We start from the raw sequence: 15,909 nt of genomic DNA, 5'->3' as shown, positions 1-15,909 counted from the left end.
GGCCGTCTCACCCTGCGGCGCACTGGATACGTTCCGCGCCGGCGTCCCGCTCCGGGCAGACTGACGGCATGACCACACACGCAGCTTCCGCCGGGCCGATGCGGATAGGCCTCGTCGGGGCGGGCCCTTGGGCGCGCCTGACCCATGCCCCCGCCCTGGCCGCGCACCCCGGTGCCGTACTGAGCGGCGTATGGGGCCGCCGCCCCGACGCGGCGGACGCCCTCGCCTCGGCCCACGGCACCGGGGCGTACACGGGCGAGGAAGGCCTCGACGCGCTCCTTGCCGCGAGCGACGCGGTGGCGTTTGCCGTACCGCCGGACATCCAGGCGCCCCTCGCCGCGCGGGCAGCGGACGCCGGGTGCCACCTTTTGCTGGACAAGCCGGTCGCCACCACCGTGGCGGGCGCGCGCGAGGCCGCCGACGCCGCCGAGCGGGCCGGGGTCGCCTCCGTCCTCTTCTGTACGCTGCGGTTCGCCGAGGGCACCGCCGACTGGATCGCCGAGCAGGCCGCCGAGGGCGGCTGGTTCACGGCGCGCGCCTCATGGATCGGGGCACTGTTCGCCCCCGGTACGAGCAACGAGTTCGCCGCCTCACCCTGGCGTCGCGAGAAGGGGGGCCTGTGGGACGTGGGCCCGCACGCGCTCTCGGTCCTGATCCCGGTCCTGGGCGACGTGACGGAGGTGGTCGCGGTCCGTGGTCCGGCCGACGCCACGCACCTGCTGCTGCGCCACACCTCCGGTGCGTCCAGCACGGTGACGCTCGCCCTGGACGCGCCGGAGGGCGCGGCCGGGACCGAGGTCGAATTCCGGGGCGAGAAGGGAGTGTCAGGCCTTCCCACCGGAGGCGGCGACGCCATCGGCGCGTTCGGGGCGGCCGTGGACGCGCTGTCCGAAGCGGCGCGTACGGGGGTCGCACACCCCTGCGACGTACGGTTCGGGCTGCGGCTCACCGAGATCCTCGCGGAGGCGGAGGCGCAGACGGGCCCGAGGCGGCCCTGATCCGCCTGCCGCTCCCGTGGAGCAGGACGACGGAGTCGCCCGTACTGCTCGCGGGGAACAGCCGGGCCCACGACGCCGGACGGGTCGCCGCGGCGGCCCGCAGGCTCCTCCCGCACGCCGGGACGGCGACGGTGGAGGGCGCCGCCCGTCACTCCGTGCCGCCGGGTGTCCCGGGCGCCGCCGGGATCAGCCGCCGCGTCGAGGACTTCCTCAGCGCCCCAGCGCGTCCCGTACCGCCTCGTCCGTCCGCGCCACCAGGGCCGAGCCGTCCTGCGCGGTGATGATCGGTCGCTGGATCAGCTTCGGATGGGTGGCCAGCGCGGTGATCCACCGCTCCCGCGAACCCGCGTCCTTCGCCCACTCCTTGATCCCGAGCTCCTTCGCCTCCGCCTCCTGGGTCCGGGTGATGTCCCACGGCTCCAGCCCGAGACGGTCGAGCACGGCCCGGATCTCCTCGGGTGAAGGAACGTCCTCCAGGTAGCGGCGGACCGTGTATTCGGCGCCCTCCGCGTCGAGCAGACTCACCGCGCTGCGGCACTTGGAACAGGCGGGATTGATCCAGATCTCCATGGGGCCCAGGGTACGGGAGGGATCCTCGAAAGGCCCTCTGGCCAGGGGCGATTGTCAGTGGGGGCCAGTAGAATAAAGGGAGTTCGTGAGGGTTCCACCACCGTGCCAGGAGGTTGCCGATGGCCGTTGCCACAGTCACGACCGAGCCGCTCCACAAGCCGCTGCGGAAGAAGCCGCTCCCCGCGGGCCGGCCCCGCGAGTGGTACGTCTCCCACAACCGCCGCCTCAAGGCCATGCGCCTGGCGATAGCCCTGCTCGACACGGGCGTGTACCAGCCGTCGAGCGCCGACAACGCCCGTATCCGCGCGACGGCGGACCGGCTTGCCATCCACCCGCCGTCCGACACCACCTGCCGCATGGTCCGCACGCTTATCCGCTACGGCCGCTGAGCCGGCCCGCCCGTGCCCCCGGAAGTGCCGGGGGCACGGGCGCCCTTCTCCCTCCGTGCGGGACGGGTGCGAGACTGCGTGCCATGTCTCTCACCGACCTGAGCCTCGACCGCTGGCGTGCCATGGACACGGCCACCGCCACGCGCTGCGCGGAGGAGGCCGCCCGTCGGGCCGGCGGCCTCCTCCGCGGGCTGGAGGCGTCCCCGGCCCGGGACCTCGTCGGGCACCGTGCGGTGATCGAGCGGGCCGGTGAACGCTATGCCCTGATACCCGGCGGTGAGGTGACCGTCGGCTTCGACGTGGACGCCTGGCAGCCGCTCCCCGAGCAGCTCGCCTCCTACCGCGAGGAGAGCCTCGCGGGCGGCTTCGGCTTCGAGACCGACCCGCGCGCGCAACTCGCGCGTGTCATGACCCCGCTGCGCACCGTCACCCTGCCCACCGTACTGATGGCGCTGGAGCCCATGAAGCTCCCCGAACTCCCCGCGCTGATACCGGCGCTGCTCGCGGAGCAGGGCCTGCGGCTGCCCCGCCCCGACGAGTGGGAGCACGCCTGCGGAGCCGGGGCCGGCACGCTGTTCCGCTGGGGGGACGGCATCCCGGCGGACACGTCCCCCTACGGCGGCGGCAAGGGCCCGCAGCACCTCCCCAACGCCTTCGGGCTGCACATCGCCTTCGACGTGTACGAGACCGCCGAGATGACCTCCGACCCCGGTTCCGTATACGGCGGTGACGGTGGAGAGGCGGTCTGCGGGGGCTACGGAACGCTGCTCGAATGGCTGCCGCTGGCCACGGCGAACCGCAACCCGGCCACGGCCGAATTCCTCGACGGGCCCGAGGGCGAGGACATGTTCGAGGACTTCAACATGCGCCCCGTCCTCGACCTCGGCTGACCCCGGCACGGCCGGAAAGACCCCCTGGCCACCGTCCGCGCCGTCGGGAAGTGTGGCGTGTCACAGACAACACAGCGGTGCTGTGGGAACTTCAGCTCTGTTACTCGTCAGTTGAGTTACCGACGTGCGCGTGGAGAGGGTCGAATGAGCACTCTGCAAGCCATCACGCTCGACCAAGTGGTCGACACGGACCGCTACCCCCTGTCGGACCCCGAGAGCAGCGTGACCCGCGCCGTGGTCGCCCGGGCGGGACGCGAACTGGCCGGAGCCGGCTGCACCGTGCTGCCCGACTTCATCCGGCCCTCGCTCCACGAGGTCCTGCGACAGGAGTGCGCGGCCCTCGCCCCGCAGGCCTATTTCGACGTGGAGACGGTCAACGTCTACAACATCGACGTGGACACGGACCTGCCCGATGACCATCCAGGGCGGCGCACCTTCGAGCGCGGCAACGCGTTCGTCGCCCGCGACCGCATCCCCGGGGACTCCCTCATCAGCAGGCTCTACGCCCACGAGTCGTTCCGGCGCCTCGTCGCCGACTGCTTCGGGCTGCCCCGCCTCCACGAGCTGGCCGACCCGCTCTCCGGGCTCGTGCTCAACGTCGTACGGCCGGGCATGGAGCACCCCTGGCACTTCGACACCAACGAGTACACGGTCAGCATGCTGACTCAGGAGGCCCAGGAGGGCGGTTCCTTCGAGTACTGCCCGAACATCAGGTCCGCCACCGACGAGTGCTTCGACGACGTCCGGGACGTCCTCGACGGCCGCGGCGCACGGCATCCGGAGCGCCTGCCCCTCAGGCCCGGCGACCTGCAGCTGTTCAAGGGCCGCTACTCGCTGCACCGGGTGAGCCCCGTCCGCGGCGCCCTCGCACGCCACAGTGCGATCTTCGCCTACAGCGAGCGCCCCGGAGTCATCGGGAGCGCGGCTCGCACTCGGCAGCTCTTCGGCCGCGTACTTCCCGAACACCTGGCCGCCGAAGGCAGGGCGGTACGGGGCGACCAGCTGCTGGACTAGTACGCCGGCGAACGGTTCAGGCACTGCCACGCGCCCCACCGAGGAGAAGCCCCTTGCGTCTCGACGCGTCAGGAAAAGTCTCGCTGGACCACATCTACACCGCCCCCGACCCGCGCACGTACTTCCAGGTGCTCCGCCCGCTGGGCTACTGCGTTCCCCAACTCGCCAAGCCGTGGTTCGACAAGCTAGTCAAGGAGTACCGGGAGACCGAGCAGGTGGCCGCCCCACGGGTACTGGACATCGGCTGCTCGTACGGGATCAACGCAGCCCTGCTCAAGTACGACGTCACGATGGACGAGCTGTACGCGCGCTACGACGGCAGCGGACCCGCCTCCCGCGACGGGCTGATCGAGCGCGACCGGGCCCTGTCCCGCTCCCGCAGCCCCGCGCACGCTCTGCGCTTCACCGGCCTGGACGCCTCCGCCGACGCCCTGGCCTACGCCCGCGAAGCCGGGTTCCTCGACGACACCGTCAACGCGGACCTGGAGGCGGACGACCCGACACCGGCCCAGCGCGACCGGCTCGCCGGGACGGACCTGGTGATCTCGACGGGCTGCATCGGCTACGTCACCGAGCGCACCCTCACCCGCGTCGTCGAGGCGCAGGACGGCCGCCTCCCCTGGATGGCGCACTTCGTGCTGCGGATGTTCCCCTTCGACCGTGTCGACGACGCCCTGGCGGAGCTGGGCTACCGCACGACCCGGGTCGACGAGGTCTTCAAACAGCGGCGGTTCGCGGGCCCGCAGGAACAGAGGGGCGTCCTGGACAGCCTGGCCGCCGCCGGCGTGGACGCGAGCGGGCTGGAGGAGGACGGCTGGCTCTACGCTCAGCTCCATCTCTCAAGGCCCCGGCCCCGGTAGACCGCGCGTACCGACATTCCGACTCACCCACTCACCGACTCACCCACTCACCGACTCACCCACTCACCGACTCACCGACTCATCGAGAAGAGAGCCGCATTGAACGTCAGTCAGGAAGAAGCAGCCGTAGCGGTCTTCACCCGTGAGGGCACCCTTCCGCGTGTGCCGCTCCCCACGCTGGAGGCGAGCTGCGAGAGGTTCCTCGCCTGGTGCGCTCCGCTGCTGACCGCCGAGGAGCGGGCGGCGACAGAGGCCGAGGTCGCCGCCTTCCTGCGGCCCGACGGCCCCGGCCGGACCCTGCACGCCGCGCTCGCGGAGTACGACGCGACGGAGGGTGTGCACAGCTGGCTCGACACCTTCTGGCCGTACCGCTATCTCGGCCGCCGGGACCGGATCGCGCTCAACGCCAACTTCTTCTTCCTGTTCCAGGACAGCGGCCAGGGGCAGCTCGACCGGGCGGCCGGGCTCGTCGCGGGGGCGCTGCACTACAAGCGGCAGCTCGACGAGGGGCTGATCGCGCCGGTGGAGCAGCGTGGCGTTCCCCAGTCGATGGTGCAGAACACGTACCTCTTCTCCACGACCCGTGTCCCCGGGGTGCCGCTGGACACCGTGCGCGCCCCGTACAGCGAGCAGTCGCCGGGGCCGTCCAGCGCCCGGCACATCGTGGTGTTCTTCCGGGGCACCATGTTCCGGCTCGACGTGCTCGGCCCCGACGGTGTCCCGCACAGCCTCGACGAGATCGAGGCCGGGCTGCGCGCCGTCACCAAGGCCGACGTCCACACGGCCGAGGACGAGAGGGCCGGCCACCTCACCACCATGGCCCGGGCGGAATGGGCGGCCACCCGTGCGTCACTCGTCGACGGCCACCCCGGCAACGCCCGGACGCTCGACGACATCGAGACCGCTCTCTTCTGCGTCTGCCTGGAGGACTTCGCGCCCGAGGACACCCAGTCGGCCTGCGACGAACTCCTTTACGGCGACCGCGGTAACCGCTGGTTCGACAAGGCCGTCTCCTTCGTCGTCTACGCGGACGGCCGGGCCGGTATCAACGTCGAGCACTGCGAGCTGGACGGCACGACCATCCTCAGCTTCACCGACGCCCTGCTCGGCACCCCGGCGGACGAGCACTCGCGCCGGTCCGGGGCGCGCCCCCAGGGTGAGCCGGTGCCCCACCCCCTGACCTTCGAGCTGGACGCGTCCCTGCGGTCGCGGGTGCGCTCCGCAGCGGACGCGTTCGCCGCCTACGGCCACGACACCGCCACCCGCACCGTGTCGTTCGCCGACTTCGGCAGCACGGCCGCCAAGGCGCTCGGAGTATCCCCGGATGCCTTCGTGCAGGCCGCGTACCAGCTTGCCCACCAGCGGGCCAAGGGCCACCTGGGAGCCACGTACGAGTCGATCGCCACCCGCCAGTACCGTTACGGCCGCACCGAGGCGATGCGCGTCGTCACCCCCGAGATGCCCGGCTTCGTCGCGGCGATGGACGACCCCGCCGCCGACCGTGACACCCGTCGCGCAGCCTTCCGCGCCGCCGCGGCGGCCCATGTGACGCGGGCGAAGGAATGCCAGGCGGGCGAGGCCCCCGAGCAGCACCTCTGGGAGCTGGAACTGATCCAGCGCCGCCGGGGCGACGAACTCGGCGTGCGCGAACAGCCCGCGCTGTACCGCTCCCCGGGCTGGCTCACCATGCGGGACGACTACCTGAGCACGAGTTCGGCGCCGTCCGAGAACATCCAGTACTTCGGCTTCGGCTCCACGAGCAGCCGCTGCATCGGCGTCGCCTACGTCCTGTTGCCGGACCGCTTCAACCTCTACCTGAGCACCCCGCTCACGGTGGCGGACCAGATGCACGCCTTCGCGGAACACCTGCGCGAGGCGGTCGCGGAACTCCGGGACCTGCTGACGGACTGACGCGGGGCGCCGGGGGACGGGGCTGCAGACCCCCTCCTCCGGCGCCGTCGGGCCTCGCGCGTTCTCGGCCGCGGGCCGAGGGCGGACAGGTCGTTCGTACGGTGGTTCTCTCCGGACGGGCACCCTGAATCGCGCCCCTACAACAGTGGGGCGAGGACAGACCAGGGGCGAGCCGTGTGTGACGCGGGTCGACCTGACCCAGGGAAGACCTTGTGCCTTACGGTGCGGACTTCCGCAGCGCAACCGTGGGCGAGAGCCCGACATCTTCGAGATCCAGCACCGAGAGGAGCGGGGCAGCGATGCCCAGCTTCACAGCAGATTGATGGAGGGCTTCCCGCAGGTAGGGCCGCGTCACGGGTGTTGCGATGACTTCAGCGAAGCGCTTCGCGATGTCCGCCGGGATGATGACGGGGTCGGGGGTCTGGAACAGGGCGGCGACGTCAGCAACCATTCGCCCTTCCGATGTCGCGACCAGAGCACGCGTACGGACCGCCAGGCGGTTGCCCTCCATGCGTTGCATGAGCTGCATGTCGGCGCGGTCGTCGCCTTCCTCCTCCGCGTCGTCGCCGGGCTGGTCGAAGCCGTCGGACCTGCGCCCACTGACCTCGTAATAGATGATGTCGATGAGTTCGGCGAGCTGCTGCAGTTCTGCGAGTGACGACACCTCGTGCGGTGGGTCAGCGCTCATGCGACATCACGTCGGCCCCCTGCTACAGGCACGGGCTCCGCACTGTGCGCCAAGGGTTCCCAGCTCTCGGTCAGTGCGGGCTCGTCCACGACGTGCGCCTTGGTTGCGACAGCCATGCCCACGGCTCTGGCGTAGCGCATGATTGTGGACAGCCGGGGATCGCCACCGAGCCTCTCGAAGTCCGAAACGGCGGACTGAGTCGTTTCCATGGCCTGCGCGACCTGCTTCTGAGTGATCCGACACGCCTTGCGATGCTTTACCAGGGTTTCTACGAGCATCATTACCGAGTCGGTGTCGCCGGCAGCGGCGCTTGTTCGTGCATCGTCGAGATCAAGGCCAAGCAGTCCAGCCAGGTGCTCGTCCATGGTCACTCCTTCCCTGACTGCCGAGTATCGCTCAGGACCGATATCACTTCAACGCCTGGGGAGTGGAACCGTCACTGACAGACCTGGTTTGCCACTCGGACAGCCGTTTGCGTGCGGTCTCGATATCGCCGGGATCGGTTTTAATTCCCTGGGTCGACTTCTTGTTCGCGAACTTGAGCCCCAGCAGCACGGGGCCGCCGCCCTCGATCTCGCTGTAGAACAGCCTGAAGATGCGCTCGCCGCAGTTCAGTCGCAGTTCCCAGAGCCCCTCACCCAGAGACTTGCGATCCCTGGGCAACAGTTCATCCCTGGCCGTGCGCTCCATGATCTTCTGGAGTCGGACCAACTCGTCCCGCTTCAGGCGGCACTTGGTGATCTCCTTCTGGACCACCTCGGCGCCCACCGATGACCGATAGAGCTCCCACTTCTTGGCCATCGGCCCCCGTCTCCCATGCCTAGCGCGGCGTCGATCCTACCGCGCGCGCTTCAGTCATCACAGACAGTGAGAGGTGTGCGTCCAGTCGGGACGAGGCGGCTTTGCGGGGCTGGAGACGGCAGGCGCGGAGCCGCGGTCGTAGCGATGTGCGGTGCACACCCGCCAAGACCTCGCGCATGCCATCGCCTGTGCGGCGTACTGGGGAGCTGCGACCGCGGGCGAAGCCAGGAAAAGCCGACGAGGGCAGCTACCCCGTTCCTCGGGTAGCTGCCCTCGTCGGTACTCCTGACATCAGTTCGGTGAACGGGCCGGGCGGTGCCCACGACCCAGGTCACCGACCGGACCGCCTAGAGGTCGTAGTACAGCTCGAACTCGTGCGGGTGCGGGCGGAGCTGGATCGGGGCGATCTCGTTGGTGCGCTTGTAGTCGATCCACGTCTCGATCAGGTCGGGCGTGAAGACCCCGCCGGCCTGGAGGTACTCGTGGTCGGCCTCGAGCGCGTCGAGGACCGCCGGGAGCGAGGTCGGGACCTGCTGGACGCCCGCGTGCTCCTCGGGGGCCAGCTCGTAGAGGTCCTTGTCGATCGGCTCCGGGGGCTCGATCTTGTTCTTGACGCCGTCCAGGCCGGCCATCAGCAGGGCCGAGAACGCCAGGTACGGGTTCGAGGACGGGTCCGGGGCGCGGAACTCGACGCGCTTGGCCTTCGGGTTGGAGCCCGTGATCGGGATGCGCATCGCGGCGGAGCGGTTGCGCTGCGAGTACACCATGTTGACCGGGGCCTCGAAGCCGGGGACCAGCCGGTGGTAGGAGTTCACCGTCGGGTTGGTGAACGCCAGCAGCGACGGGGCGTGCTTCAGGATGCCGCCGATGTAGTAGCGCGCCATGTCCGAGAGGCCGGCGTAGCCCTGCTCGTCGTAGAACAGCGGGGAGCCGCCGGACCACAGGGACTGGTGGACGTGCATGCCCGAGCCGTTGTCACCGAAGATCGGCTTCGGCATGAAGGTCGCGCTCTTGCCGTTGCGCCAGGCGACGTTCTTCACGATGTACTTGAAGAGCATCAGGTCGTCGGCCGCGGCGAGCAGCGTGTTGAACTTGTAGTTGATCTCGGCCTGGCCGGCGGTGCCGACCTCGTGGTGCTGGCGCTCGACCTGGAGGCCGTTCTTGTCCAGCTCCATGGAGATCTCGGCGCGCAGGTCGGCGAAGTGGTCGACCGGCGGGGTCGGGAAGTAGCCGCCCTTGTAGCGGACCTTGTAACCACGGTTGTTCTCGACCGCACCGGTGTTCCAGGCGCCGGCCTCGGAGTCGATGTGGTAGAAGCTCTCGTTCGCCGACGTCTGGAAGCGGACGTTGTCGAAGACGTAGAACTCGGCCTCGGGGCCGAAGTACGCGGTGTCGGCGATGCCGGTCGACGCGAGGTAGGCCTCGGCCTTCTTGGCCACGTTCCGCGGGTCACGGCTGTACTGCTCGCCCGTGATCGGGTCGTGGATGAAGAAGTTGATGTTCACGGTCTTGTCGCGGCGGAACGGGTCGACCCGTGCCGTCGACAGGTCCGCGCGGAGCGCCATGTCGGACTCGTGGATGGCCTGGAAGCCGCGGATCGACGAGCCGTCGAAAGCCAGTTCCTCGGCCGGGTCGAAGGACGCTGCGGGGATCGTGAAGTGCTGCATCACACCCGGCAGGTCGCAGAACCGGACGTCGACGAACTTGACGTCGTTGTCGGCGATGTACTTCTGGACTTCGTCGGCGTTCTGGAACATCCAACTCCTCCTACTCCCGACCCGGGAAAGGGCGGGGTTGCAGCTCGTCTGTGTGGCCAGTGCGGTGGCACACGCTGGACCCGACCTTAGGCAAACGGGATTTCTCCAGCATGACCCATTTGTTTCGCACAAGTTAACCAGGGTGCCTGTGAGGGGCACCTCAGCGACGTGTCCGGTGCCCCGCCCGGCCGGGTGCAAACACGGGCGCAGTACCGTGGACGGGTGGACAACAGGCAAGCAATCGGATCGTGGCTCTCGGGGCCGCGCGCGGCAGCCGAGGAGATGGGCGCCGACTTCGGTTACCGGGGCGAGCGCCTCGGTCTGCCCCAGGAAGGCCCGGGGTCCGTGGCCCCGCTCGGCCGGCGCTTCGGGGCCCTCTTCATCGACTGGGCCGTGAGCATGCTGATCGCATACGGGCTGTTCGCTCGCGGTGATCAGCAGGCGACCGGGAACTGGGCGCTCGGCATCTTCCTCGTCATGAGCCTCCTCACGGTCGGAACGGTCGGTTCCACCCCGGGCAAGCGGATTCTCGGCCTGCGCGTCATCGCCGAGGACGGCGGAAGGCTCGGTGTCGTACGCGTCGCCGTCCGGAGCGTGCTGCTGCTCCTGGTGATCCCGGCGATCGTCTGGGACCGCGACAACCGCGGCCTCCACGACCGGCTGGCCCGCGCCGTCCAGGTCCGTAGCTGAGCCGTCCGTCCGGCGGGCCCCGCGCGAGGGCGCATCCAGAGGTGCGGCCCGGGTGTGGCTGCGGAAGCACGTAGAAGCGCGGCCCCGGGCAACGCAGCGGAAGCACGCGGAGAGCGGCCCCGGGCAAGCGGCAGGGGTACAGAGGGGCCTGGCCCCGGGCGTGCGGCAGGTGCACGGCGAGAGCGGCCCCGGGCAAGGCGCCATGAGGTACGAAGAGAGCGGCCCCGGACGAGTGGATCGTCCGGGGCCGCTCTCCTGGCACGTGCTCGGTCAGCGCATCTTTCCGCCGCGCGGCATCCGCATGCCCTTCGGCATCGGACCCTTGGGCAGTGGCATGTTGCTCATCAGGTCGCCCATCGCCCGCAGCCGGTCGTTGGCCGCCGTCACCTGCGGGCCGGTCAGGACCCGCGGAAGCTTCAGCATCGTGGTGCGTACCTTCTTCAGCGGCACCTGGCCCTCGCCGTCGCCGACGATGATGTCGTGCACCGGTACGTCGATGACGATGCGGGCCATCCGCTTCTTCTCGGCCGCCAGCAGGCTCTTCACCCGGTTCGGGTTGCCCTCGGCCACCAGCACGATGCCCGCCTTGCCGACCGCCCGGTGGACGACGTCCTGGCTGCGGTTCATCGCGACGGCCGGGGTCGTGGTCCATCCGCGGCCCACCCGGTCCAGGACCGCCGCGGCTGCGCCCGGCTGTCCCTCCATCTGACCGAAGGCCGCGCGCTCGGCACGCCGGCCGAAGATGATGGCCATCGCGAGGAACGCCAGGACGAAGCCCAGGATGCCCGCGTAGATGGGGTGACCGATCAGAAAGCCGATGGCGAGGAGGACACCGAAGGTGATGATTCCCACACCCGCGACGACAAGACCCACCTTGGGGTCCGACCGCCTGGTCATCTTGTAGGTCAGGGCGATCTGCTTGAGCCGCCCTGCGTTCTCGGCGCTGTCCGCGCCTTCAGTGTTTGCCTTCCTCGCCATGTACCGAAGTTTACGTGGCCCGGGAGTGACCTAGGAACGGTGGTCGGCCACAGCCTTCAGCACGTACTCCGCCTCGACCCGGTCCTGTGCCCTGCGGCGGTCCTCCAGGACCGCCGTCCAGGCGTTGCGGCGGGCGGTGCGCTGGCCGCTGCCCATCAGCAGCGACTCGACCGCGCGGAGCGCGGTGGTGACGGTCGGGATGGCGGTGGCTCGTACCGGTGCGGCGTGCATGGTGGGTGTTCCCCCTCGGAGCGGATGCGCGCGCCCGGCGCGCACTGGGTAGCGGGAAGCAATGACGACGGGGGCTGCGGGAGCCACCGCGTTTGTACCTAGGGTCACTGCTTGGTGTTACCAGTGCATGACCGGTCGGTCAAACACCAATGAAACTCTGATTTCGGTGCCGCGCACGCCGACGCGGCCCATACGGGCCCCCGACCTGCGGGGGACGTACGGGCCGCGTCGATGCGGCTATTACTGTTCAGTAATCTCTTGTGCGCCGATTCACACGGCCGGTGCGGCAGCGGCGGTCGCACCGCGCCGCTCCATCGCCTGCTGGAAGAGGCGTCCCGCGCGGTACGAGGACCGCACCAGCGGCCCCGACATGACGCCGGAGTAACCGATCGCGTCGGCCTCGTCCTTCAGCTCCACGAACTCGTGCGGCTTCACCCAGCGCTCGACGGGGTGGTGGCGCGCGGAGGGCCGGAGGTACTGCGTAATCGTGATGAGCTCGCAACCCGCGTCATGCAGGTCCTGGAGCGCCTCGCTGACCTCCTCACGGGTCTCGCCCATGCCGAGGATCAGGTTGGACTTCGTCACCAGGCCGGCCTCACGGGCCCGCGTGATGACCTCCAGGGAGCGCTCGTAACGGAAGCCGGGGCGGATCCGCTTGAAGATGCGCGGGACCGTCTCGACGTTGTGCGCGAGCACCTGCGGGCGCGAGGAGAAGACCTCGGCGAGCTGCTCGGGCTCCGCGTTGAAGTCGGGGATGAGCAGCTCCACCTTCGTGGCGCCGCTCTCGCGTCCGGCGGTCTGGGCGTGGATCTGGCGGACGGTCTCCGCGTAGAGCCACGCGCCGCCGTCCTCCAGGTCGTCCCGTGCGACGCCGGTGATCGTGGCGTAGTTCAGGTCCATGGTGACGACGGACTCGCCGACGCGGCGGGGCTCGTCACGGTCCAGCGCCTGCGGCTTCCCCGTGTCGATCTGGCAGAAGTCGCAGCGCCGGGTGCACTGGTCGCCGCCGATGAGGAAAGTGGCCTCGCGGTCTTCCCAGCATTCGTAGATGTTCGGACAGCCGGCCTCCTGGCACACGGTGTGCAGACCCTCGCCCTTGACGAGCGCCTGCATCTTCGTGTACTCGGGGCCCATCTTCGCCCGGGTTTTGATCCACTCGGGCTTGCGCTCGATGGGGGTCTGGCTGTTTCGGACCTCCAGGCGCAGCATCTTGCGCCCGTCGGGTGCGACACCGGACACTCCGGCACCCCTTTGCTTTCGCTGCATTGGATTCTTCGGCGAACACCAGGGTACGCCCGTGGTTAGAACGGTCTTACGTATGGCCAACCTGTGGCCGACAGGCCCTATTCCGAACGGGCCCGTGCGGACACCTCAGGCCGGGGCCGCTGCCCTCGCGGGCTCCGGGGTCCCGACGGCGCGCGGTGCGAGCTCCGCGTTCTCCAGGACGTCCCTCAGGTGTCTCTCCGCGACCGGGAGGATCTCGGCGATGGTGACCTCGCGGCCCAGTTCGTACGAGAGCGAGGTCACGCCCGCGTCCCGGATGCCGCACGGCACGATCCTGTCGAACCAGGTGTTGTCCGGGTTCACGTTCAGCGCGAAGCCGTGCATGGTCACGCCCTTGGCGACCCGGATGCCGATCGCGGCGAGCTTGCGGTCCTCGCGGCGCTGACCGGCGTTGGACGGCGCGTACTCGGGGCCGTTCAGCCGGGGGTCGAACTCCTCGTCGTGCAGCCGGGGGTCGAAGTCGAGCGAGAGCCCTCCGAGCGCGGGGCGGTCCTCGACCGGGTCGCCGAGGACCCAGACGCCGCTGCGTCCCTCGACCCGGCTGGTCTCCACGCCGAACTCGGCGGCCGTGCGGATCAGCGCGTCCTCGAGGCGACGGACATGGGCGACCACGTCCACCGGACGGGGCAGCTTCAGGATCGGGTAGCCGACGAGCTGTCCGGGACCGTGCCAGGTGATCTTCCCGCCGCGGTCGACGTCGACGACGGGGGTGCCGTCCAGCGGGCGTTCGCTCTCGGTGGTACGCCGTCCCGCCGTGTAGACGGGCGGGTGCTCGAGGAGCAGGCAGGTGTCGGGGACGGTGTCCTCGAACCGGGCGGCATGGACCTCGCGCTGCTTCTGCCAGGCCTCCTGGTAGTCGACCCGTTCCTCGCCGAATCCCAGACGGACGAACCGCAGCTCACTCACTCGGGTGCCTCCCTACTCGCGGTGCCGGAGGGCCGGGGGGTGTCCCCGGTGCCGCGTCACCATGCATGTGCGCCCCCAGCCACTGTACGACCGCCCCGGAAGGCGAGGTCCGGCAGGTTGCGGGCGGGTGGATTTCCGTCAGCGATCCGACAATCCTCACACGATCGGATGAATGTGGAGCGAAGGTCGCTGGCGCCACCCCCGGGGCGGCTAAGTTCGCGCCGTTCCATAACGGGCTCGCCCGCTCCCGATCTGGGGGGCCCGTATAGGGCTGCTCGCCCGGCGCCGAAGGCAGGAGACCTTACAGCTGATGTCGGAACGACCTCCGCAGCGCACCCCGAACCGGCGGCTCGCTGCTCTCATCGCGGAGGCAGGGTTCTCCCACGCGGGCCTGGCCCGCAGGGTGGACCAGCTCGGCCTCGAACACGGGCTCGACCTGCGATACGACAAGACCTCGGTGACCCGCTGGCTGCGCGGCCAGCAGCCCCGGGGCACCACCCCCGCGCTGATCGCCGAGGTCTTCACGAGACGGCTCGGGCGCCGGCTCTCCGCGCAGGACCTGGGCCTGGACGCGTGTGCGCCCGTCTACGCCGGTCTGGAGTTCGCGGCGACGCCCGCCGAGGCCGTCGACATCGTCAGCGGGCTGTGGCGCAAGGACTCCGGCAGCCATGCGGAACTGCGCAAGATCGCGTTCACACCCGCCGGGCTGGTCGTCCCCAGCAGGGACTGGCTGATCGGGCGGCCCGACGAATGGGTCGGCAGGGGTGTGCCGCCGGACCGCGCGAACGGCACCGCCGGCCTGCCCTCACCGCGTTTCCCCGCCGGGGCCCAGGGGCCCCTGGCCCCGCACGCGCTGCACCGGAGCAACGGGGCCGGAACCCTTCAGGCACCCGGCGCCCCCGCCACGACGCACGGGGCGGGCGTCCCGGTCGTCCGGGCCGGCGGCACCCGAGGGCCCGGCTCCTCACGACCGCCCTCTCCCGCGGCGCCGCCCCTCGGCGTCCCGCGCCAGCGGCAGACCGACAGGGGTACGGGCCAGCGCGTCGGCAGCGGCGACGTCGCCGCCCTGCGCTCGGTGGGCGAGCTGTTCCGCACCCTGGACAACGCCTACGGCGGAGGCCACGCCAGGCAGGCGCTCGTCCGGTACCTGGAACACGAGGCCGAGCCCATGCTCCGCGGGAGTTACGGCGAGGCACTGGGCAGACGGCTGTTCTCCGCGGCGGCGGATCTGACCCGGCTGGCCGGATGGACCTCGTACGACATCGCCGCGCACGGTCTCGCCCAGCGCTACTTCGTCCAGGCGCTCCGGCTCGCGCAGGCCGCCGGGGACCGGGCGTACGGCGCCTTCGTGCTGGTCACGATGAGCAGGCAGGCGGTCTACCTCGGACACGGCAGGGAGGCCGTCCAGCTCGCACGCGTCGCCCACCAGGGCATCGGCTCCTCCGCACCCCCCGTCGTCATGGCCCTGCTGCACTCCGTCGAGGCGCGCGGACACGGCGTCCTCGGTGAGACCAGGGCCTGCGTCGCCGCGCTCATGCGGGCGGAACGCGCGCTGGGGAGCTCCCGTCCAGGGGACGACGTGCCGCACTGGGCCCGCTGGTTCGACGAGGCCCAGCTCGCCGACGAGTTCGGCCACTGCCACCGCGACCTGCAGCAGTACCGCGTCGCCGCCCAGCACGCCGAGCGCTCGCTCCAGCTGCGCGCACCGGCCTACGCCCGGAGCAGGCTCTTCTGCCGGGTGGTGCTCGCCTCCGCGCGGCTCGGGCTCGGGGAGCTGGACCAGGCCTGCCTGCTGGGCGCCGAGGCGGCCCAGCAGGCGGCGGAGATGCGTTCGGTGCGCGCGACGGAGTACGTACGGGACTTCGAGCGCCGCCTGGAGCCGTACAGGGACGCGGTCGCCGTGCGTGGATACCGCGACCGGGTCGCCGCGCTGGGCTGACCC

17 protein-coding genes are annotated in these 15,909 nt (G+C 70.3%); 8 read left to right on the top strand and 9 right to left on the bottom strand.

What is annotated here, in order from left to right:
* Positions 1-68 precede the first annotated feature (68 nt).
* A complete protein-coding gene (locus HED23_RS25890; protein WP_203185782.1) occupies positions 69-998 on the top strand; it encodes a Gfo/Idh/MocA family protein in 930 nt (309 codons plus the stop codon).
* A 210-nt stretch (positions 999-1,208) separates the two neighbouring features.
* Here the strand turns inward: HED23_RS25890 and HED23_RS25885 are convergent, their stop codons facing one another.
* Complete coding sequence (locus tag HED23_RS25885) at positions 1,209-1,568, bottom strand: arsenate reductase family protein (RefSeq protein WP_203185781.1); 360 nt, start codon at positions 1,566-1,568, stop codon at positions 1,209-1,211.
* A gap of 119 nt (positions 1,569-1,687) precedes the next feature.
* Between HED23_RS25885 and HED23_RS25880 the strand changes: the two genes are divergently transcribed.
* From HED23_RS25880 to HED23_RS25860, 5 genes are all read left to right on the top strand, one after another.
* On the top strand, positions 1,688-1,957 hold the full coding sequence (locus HED23_RS25880) for a hypothetical protein (protein ID WP_203185780.1): 270 nt from the start codon (positions 1,688-1,690) through the stop codon (positions 1,955-1,957).
* A gap of 83 nt (positions 1,958-2,040) precedes the next feature.
* Complete coding sequence (locus HED23_RS25875) at positions 2,041-2,847, top strand: hypothetical protein (RefSeq protein ID WP_203185779.1); 807 nt, start codon at positions 2,041-2,043, stop codon at positions 2,845-2,847.
* A gap of 144 nt (positions 2,848-2,991) precedes the next feature.
* Positions 2,992-3,861 carry an arpA protein gene (locus HED23_RS25870; RefSeq protein ID WP_203185778.1) on the top strand — a complete coding sequence of 290 codons (870 nt, stop codon included), beginning with the start codon at positions 2,992-2,994 and terminating at the stop codon, positions 3,859-3,861.
* Between the two features lie 53 nt (positions 3,862-3,914).
* Positions 3,915-4,721, top strand: coding sequence for a class I SAM-dependent methyltransferase (locus tag HED23_RS25865; protein WP_203185777.1), 807 nt, complete (start codon positions 3,915-3,917; stop codon positions 4,719-4,721).
* A gap of 99 nt (positions 4,722-4,820) precedes the next feature.
* Positions 4,821-6,632 (top strand): choline/carnitine O-acyltransferase, encoded by a 1,812-nt coding sequence (locus HED23_RS25860; RefSeq protein WP_203185776.1) that lies wholly within the window; start codon positions 4,821-4,823, stop codon positions 6,630-6,632.
* 217 nt (positions 6,633-6,849) lie between these two features.
* Here HED23_RS25860 and HED23_RS25855 read toward each other — a convergent pair whose 3' ends face one another.
* The 4 genes from HED23_RS25855 to glnA form a co-directional block, all read right to left on the bottom strand.
* A complete protein-coding gene (locus HED23_RS25855; RefSeq protein ID WP_203185775.1) occupies positions 6,850-7,320 on the bottom strand; it encodes a hypothetical protein in 471 nt (156 codons plus the stop codon).
* Complete coding sequence (locus HED23_RS25850) at positions 7,317-7,685, bottom strand: helix-turn-helix domain-containing protein (protein WP_203185774.1); 369 nt, start codon at positions 7,683-7,685, stop codon at positions 7,317-7,319. The genes HED23_RS25855 and HED23_RS25850 overlap by 4 nt, the downstream gene beginning before the upstream one ends.
* 43 nt (positions 7,686-7,728) lie before the next feature.
* Complete coding sequence (locus tag HED23_RS25845) at positions 7,729-8,121, bottom strand: type II toxin-antitoxin system RelE/ParE family toxin (protein WP_203185773.1); 393 nt, start codon at positions 8,119-8,121, stop codon at positions 7,729-7,731.
* Positions 8,122-8,468: 347 nt separating this feature from the next.
* Positions 8,469-9,878 (bottom strand): type I glutamate--ammonia ligase, encoded by a 1,410-nt coding sequence (gene glnA, locus HED23_RS25840; protein ID WP_203185772.1) that lies wholly within the window; start codon positions 9,876-9,878, stop codon positions 8,469-8,471.
* Positions 9,879-10,100: 222 nt separating this feature from the next.
* On the opposite strand from glnA, the gene HED23_RS25835 reads away from it, so the two are divergent.
* The gene (locus tag HED23_RS25835; protein WP_203185771.1) at positions 10,101-10,568 is read left to right on the top strand and encodes an RDD family protein; all 468 of its coding nucleotides are present in this window, start codon (positions 10,101-10,103) and stop codon (positions 10,566-10,568) included.
* Between the two features lie 270 nt (positions 10,569-10,838).
* Here HED23_RS25835 and HED23_RS25830 read toward each other — a convergent pair whose 3' ends face one another.
* The 4 genes from HED23_RS25830 to lipB all read right to left on the bottom strand — a co-directional run bounded on the left by HED23_RS25830 (position 10,839) and on the right by lipB (position 13,967).
* Positions 10,839-11,546, bottom strand: coding sequence for a DUF4191 domain-containing protein (locus HED23_RS25830; protein ID WP_203185770.1), 708 nt, complete (start codon positions 11,544-11,546; stop codon positions 10,839-10,841).
* Between the two features lie 30 nt (positions 11,547-11,576).
* Positions 11,577-11,777 (bottom strand): hypothetical protein, encoded by a 201-nt coding sequence (locus tag HED23_RS25825; RefSeq protein ID WP_203185769.1) that lies wholly within the window; start codon positions 11,775-11,777, stop codon positions 11,577-11,579.
* Positions 11,778-12,047: 270 nt separating this feature from the next.
* Positions 12,048-13,016, bottom strand: a complete 969-nt coding sequence (lipA, locus tag HED23_RS25820) for a lipoyl synthase (RefSeq protein WP_203185768.1) — start codon at positions 13,014-13,016, stop codon at positions 12,048-12,050.
* Positions 13,017-13,148: 132 nt separating this feature from the next.
* A complete protein-coding gene (gene lipB / locus HED23_RS25815; RefSeq protein ID WP_203185767.1) occupies positions 13,149-13,967 on the bottom strand; it encodes a lipoyl(octanoyl) transferase LipB in 819 nt (272 codons plus the stop codon).
* Between the two features lie 310 nt (positions 13,968-14,277).
* Here lipB and HED23_RS25810 point away from each other — a divergent pair, with 310 nt between their 5' ends.
* Positions 14,278-15,906 (top strand): regulator, encoded by a 1,629-nt coding sequence (locus HED23_RS25810; RefSeq protein WP_203185766.1) that lies wholly within the window; start codon positions 14,278-14,280, stop codon positions 15,904-15,906.
* The last annotated feature ends 3 nt before the right edge of the window (positions 15,907-15,909 follow it).

The sequence above is a fragment of the Streptomyces pratensis genome (genome assembly GCF_016804005.1).
Taxonomy (GTDB): Bacteria; Actinomycetota; Actinomycetes; order Streptomycetales; family Streptomycetaceae; genus Streptomyces; species Streptomyces pratensis_A.
Note: the sequence above shows the minus strand (reverse complement) of the source record. Positions and strands in the feature narration are given on the sequence as shown.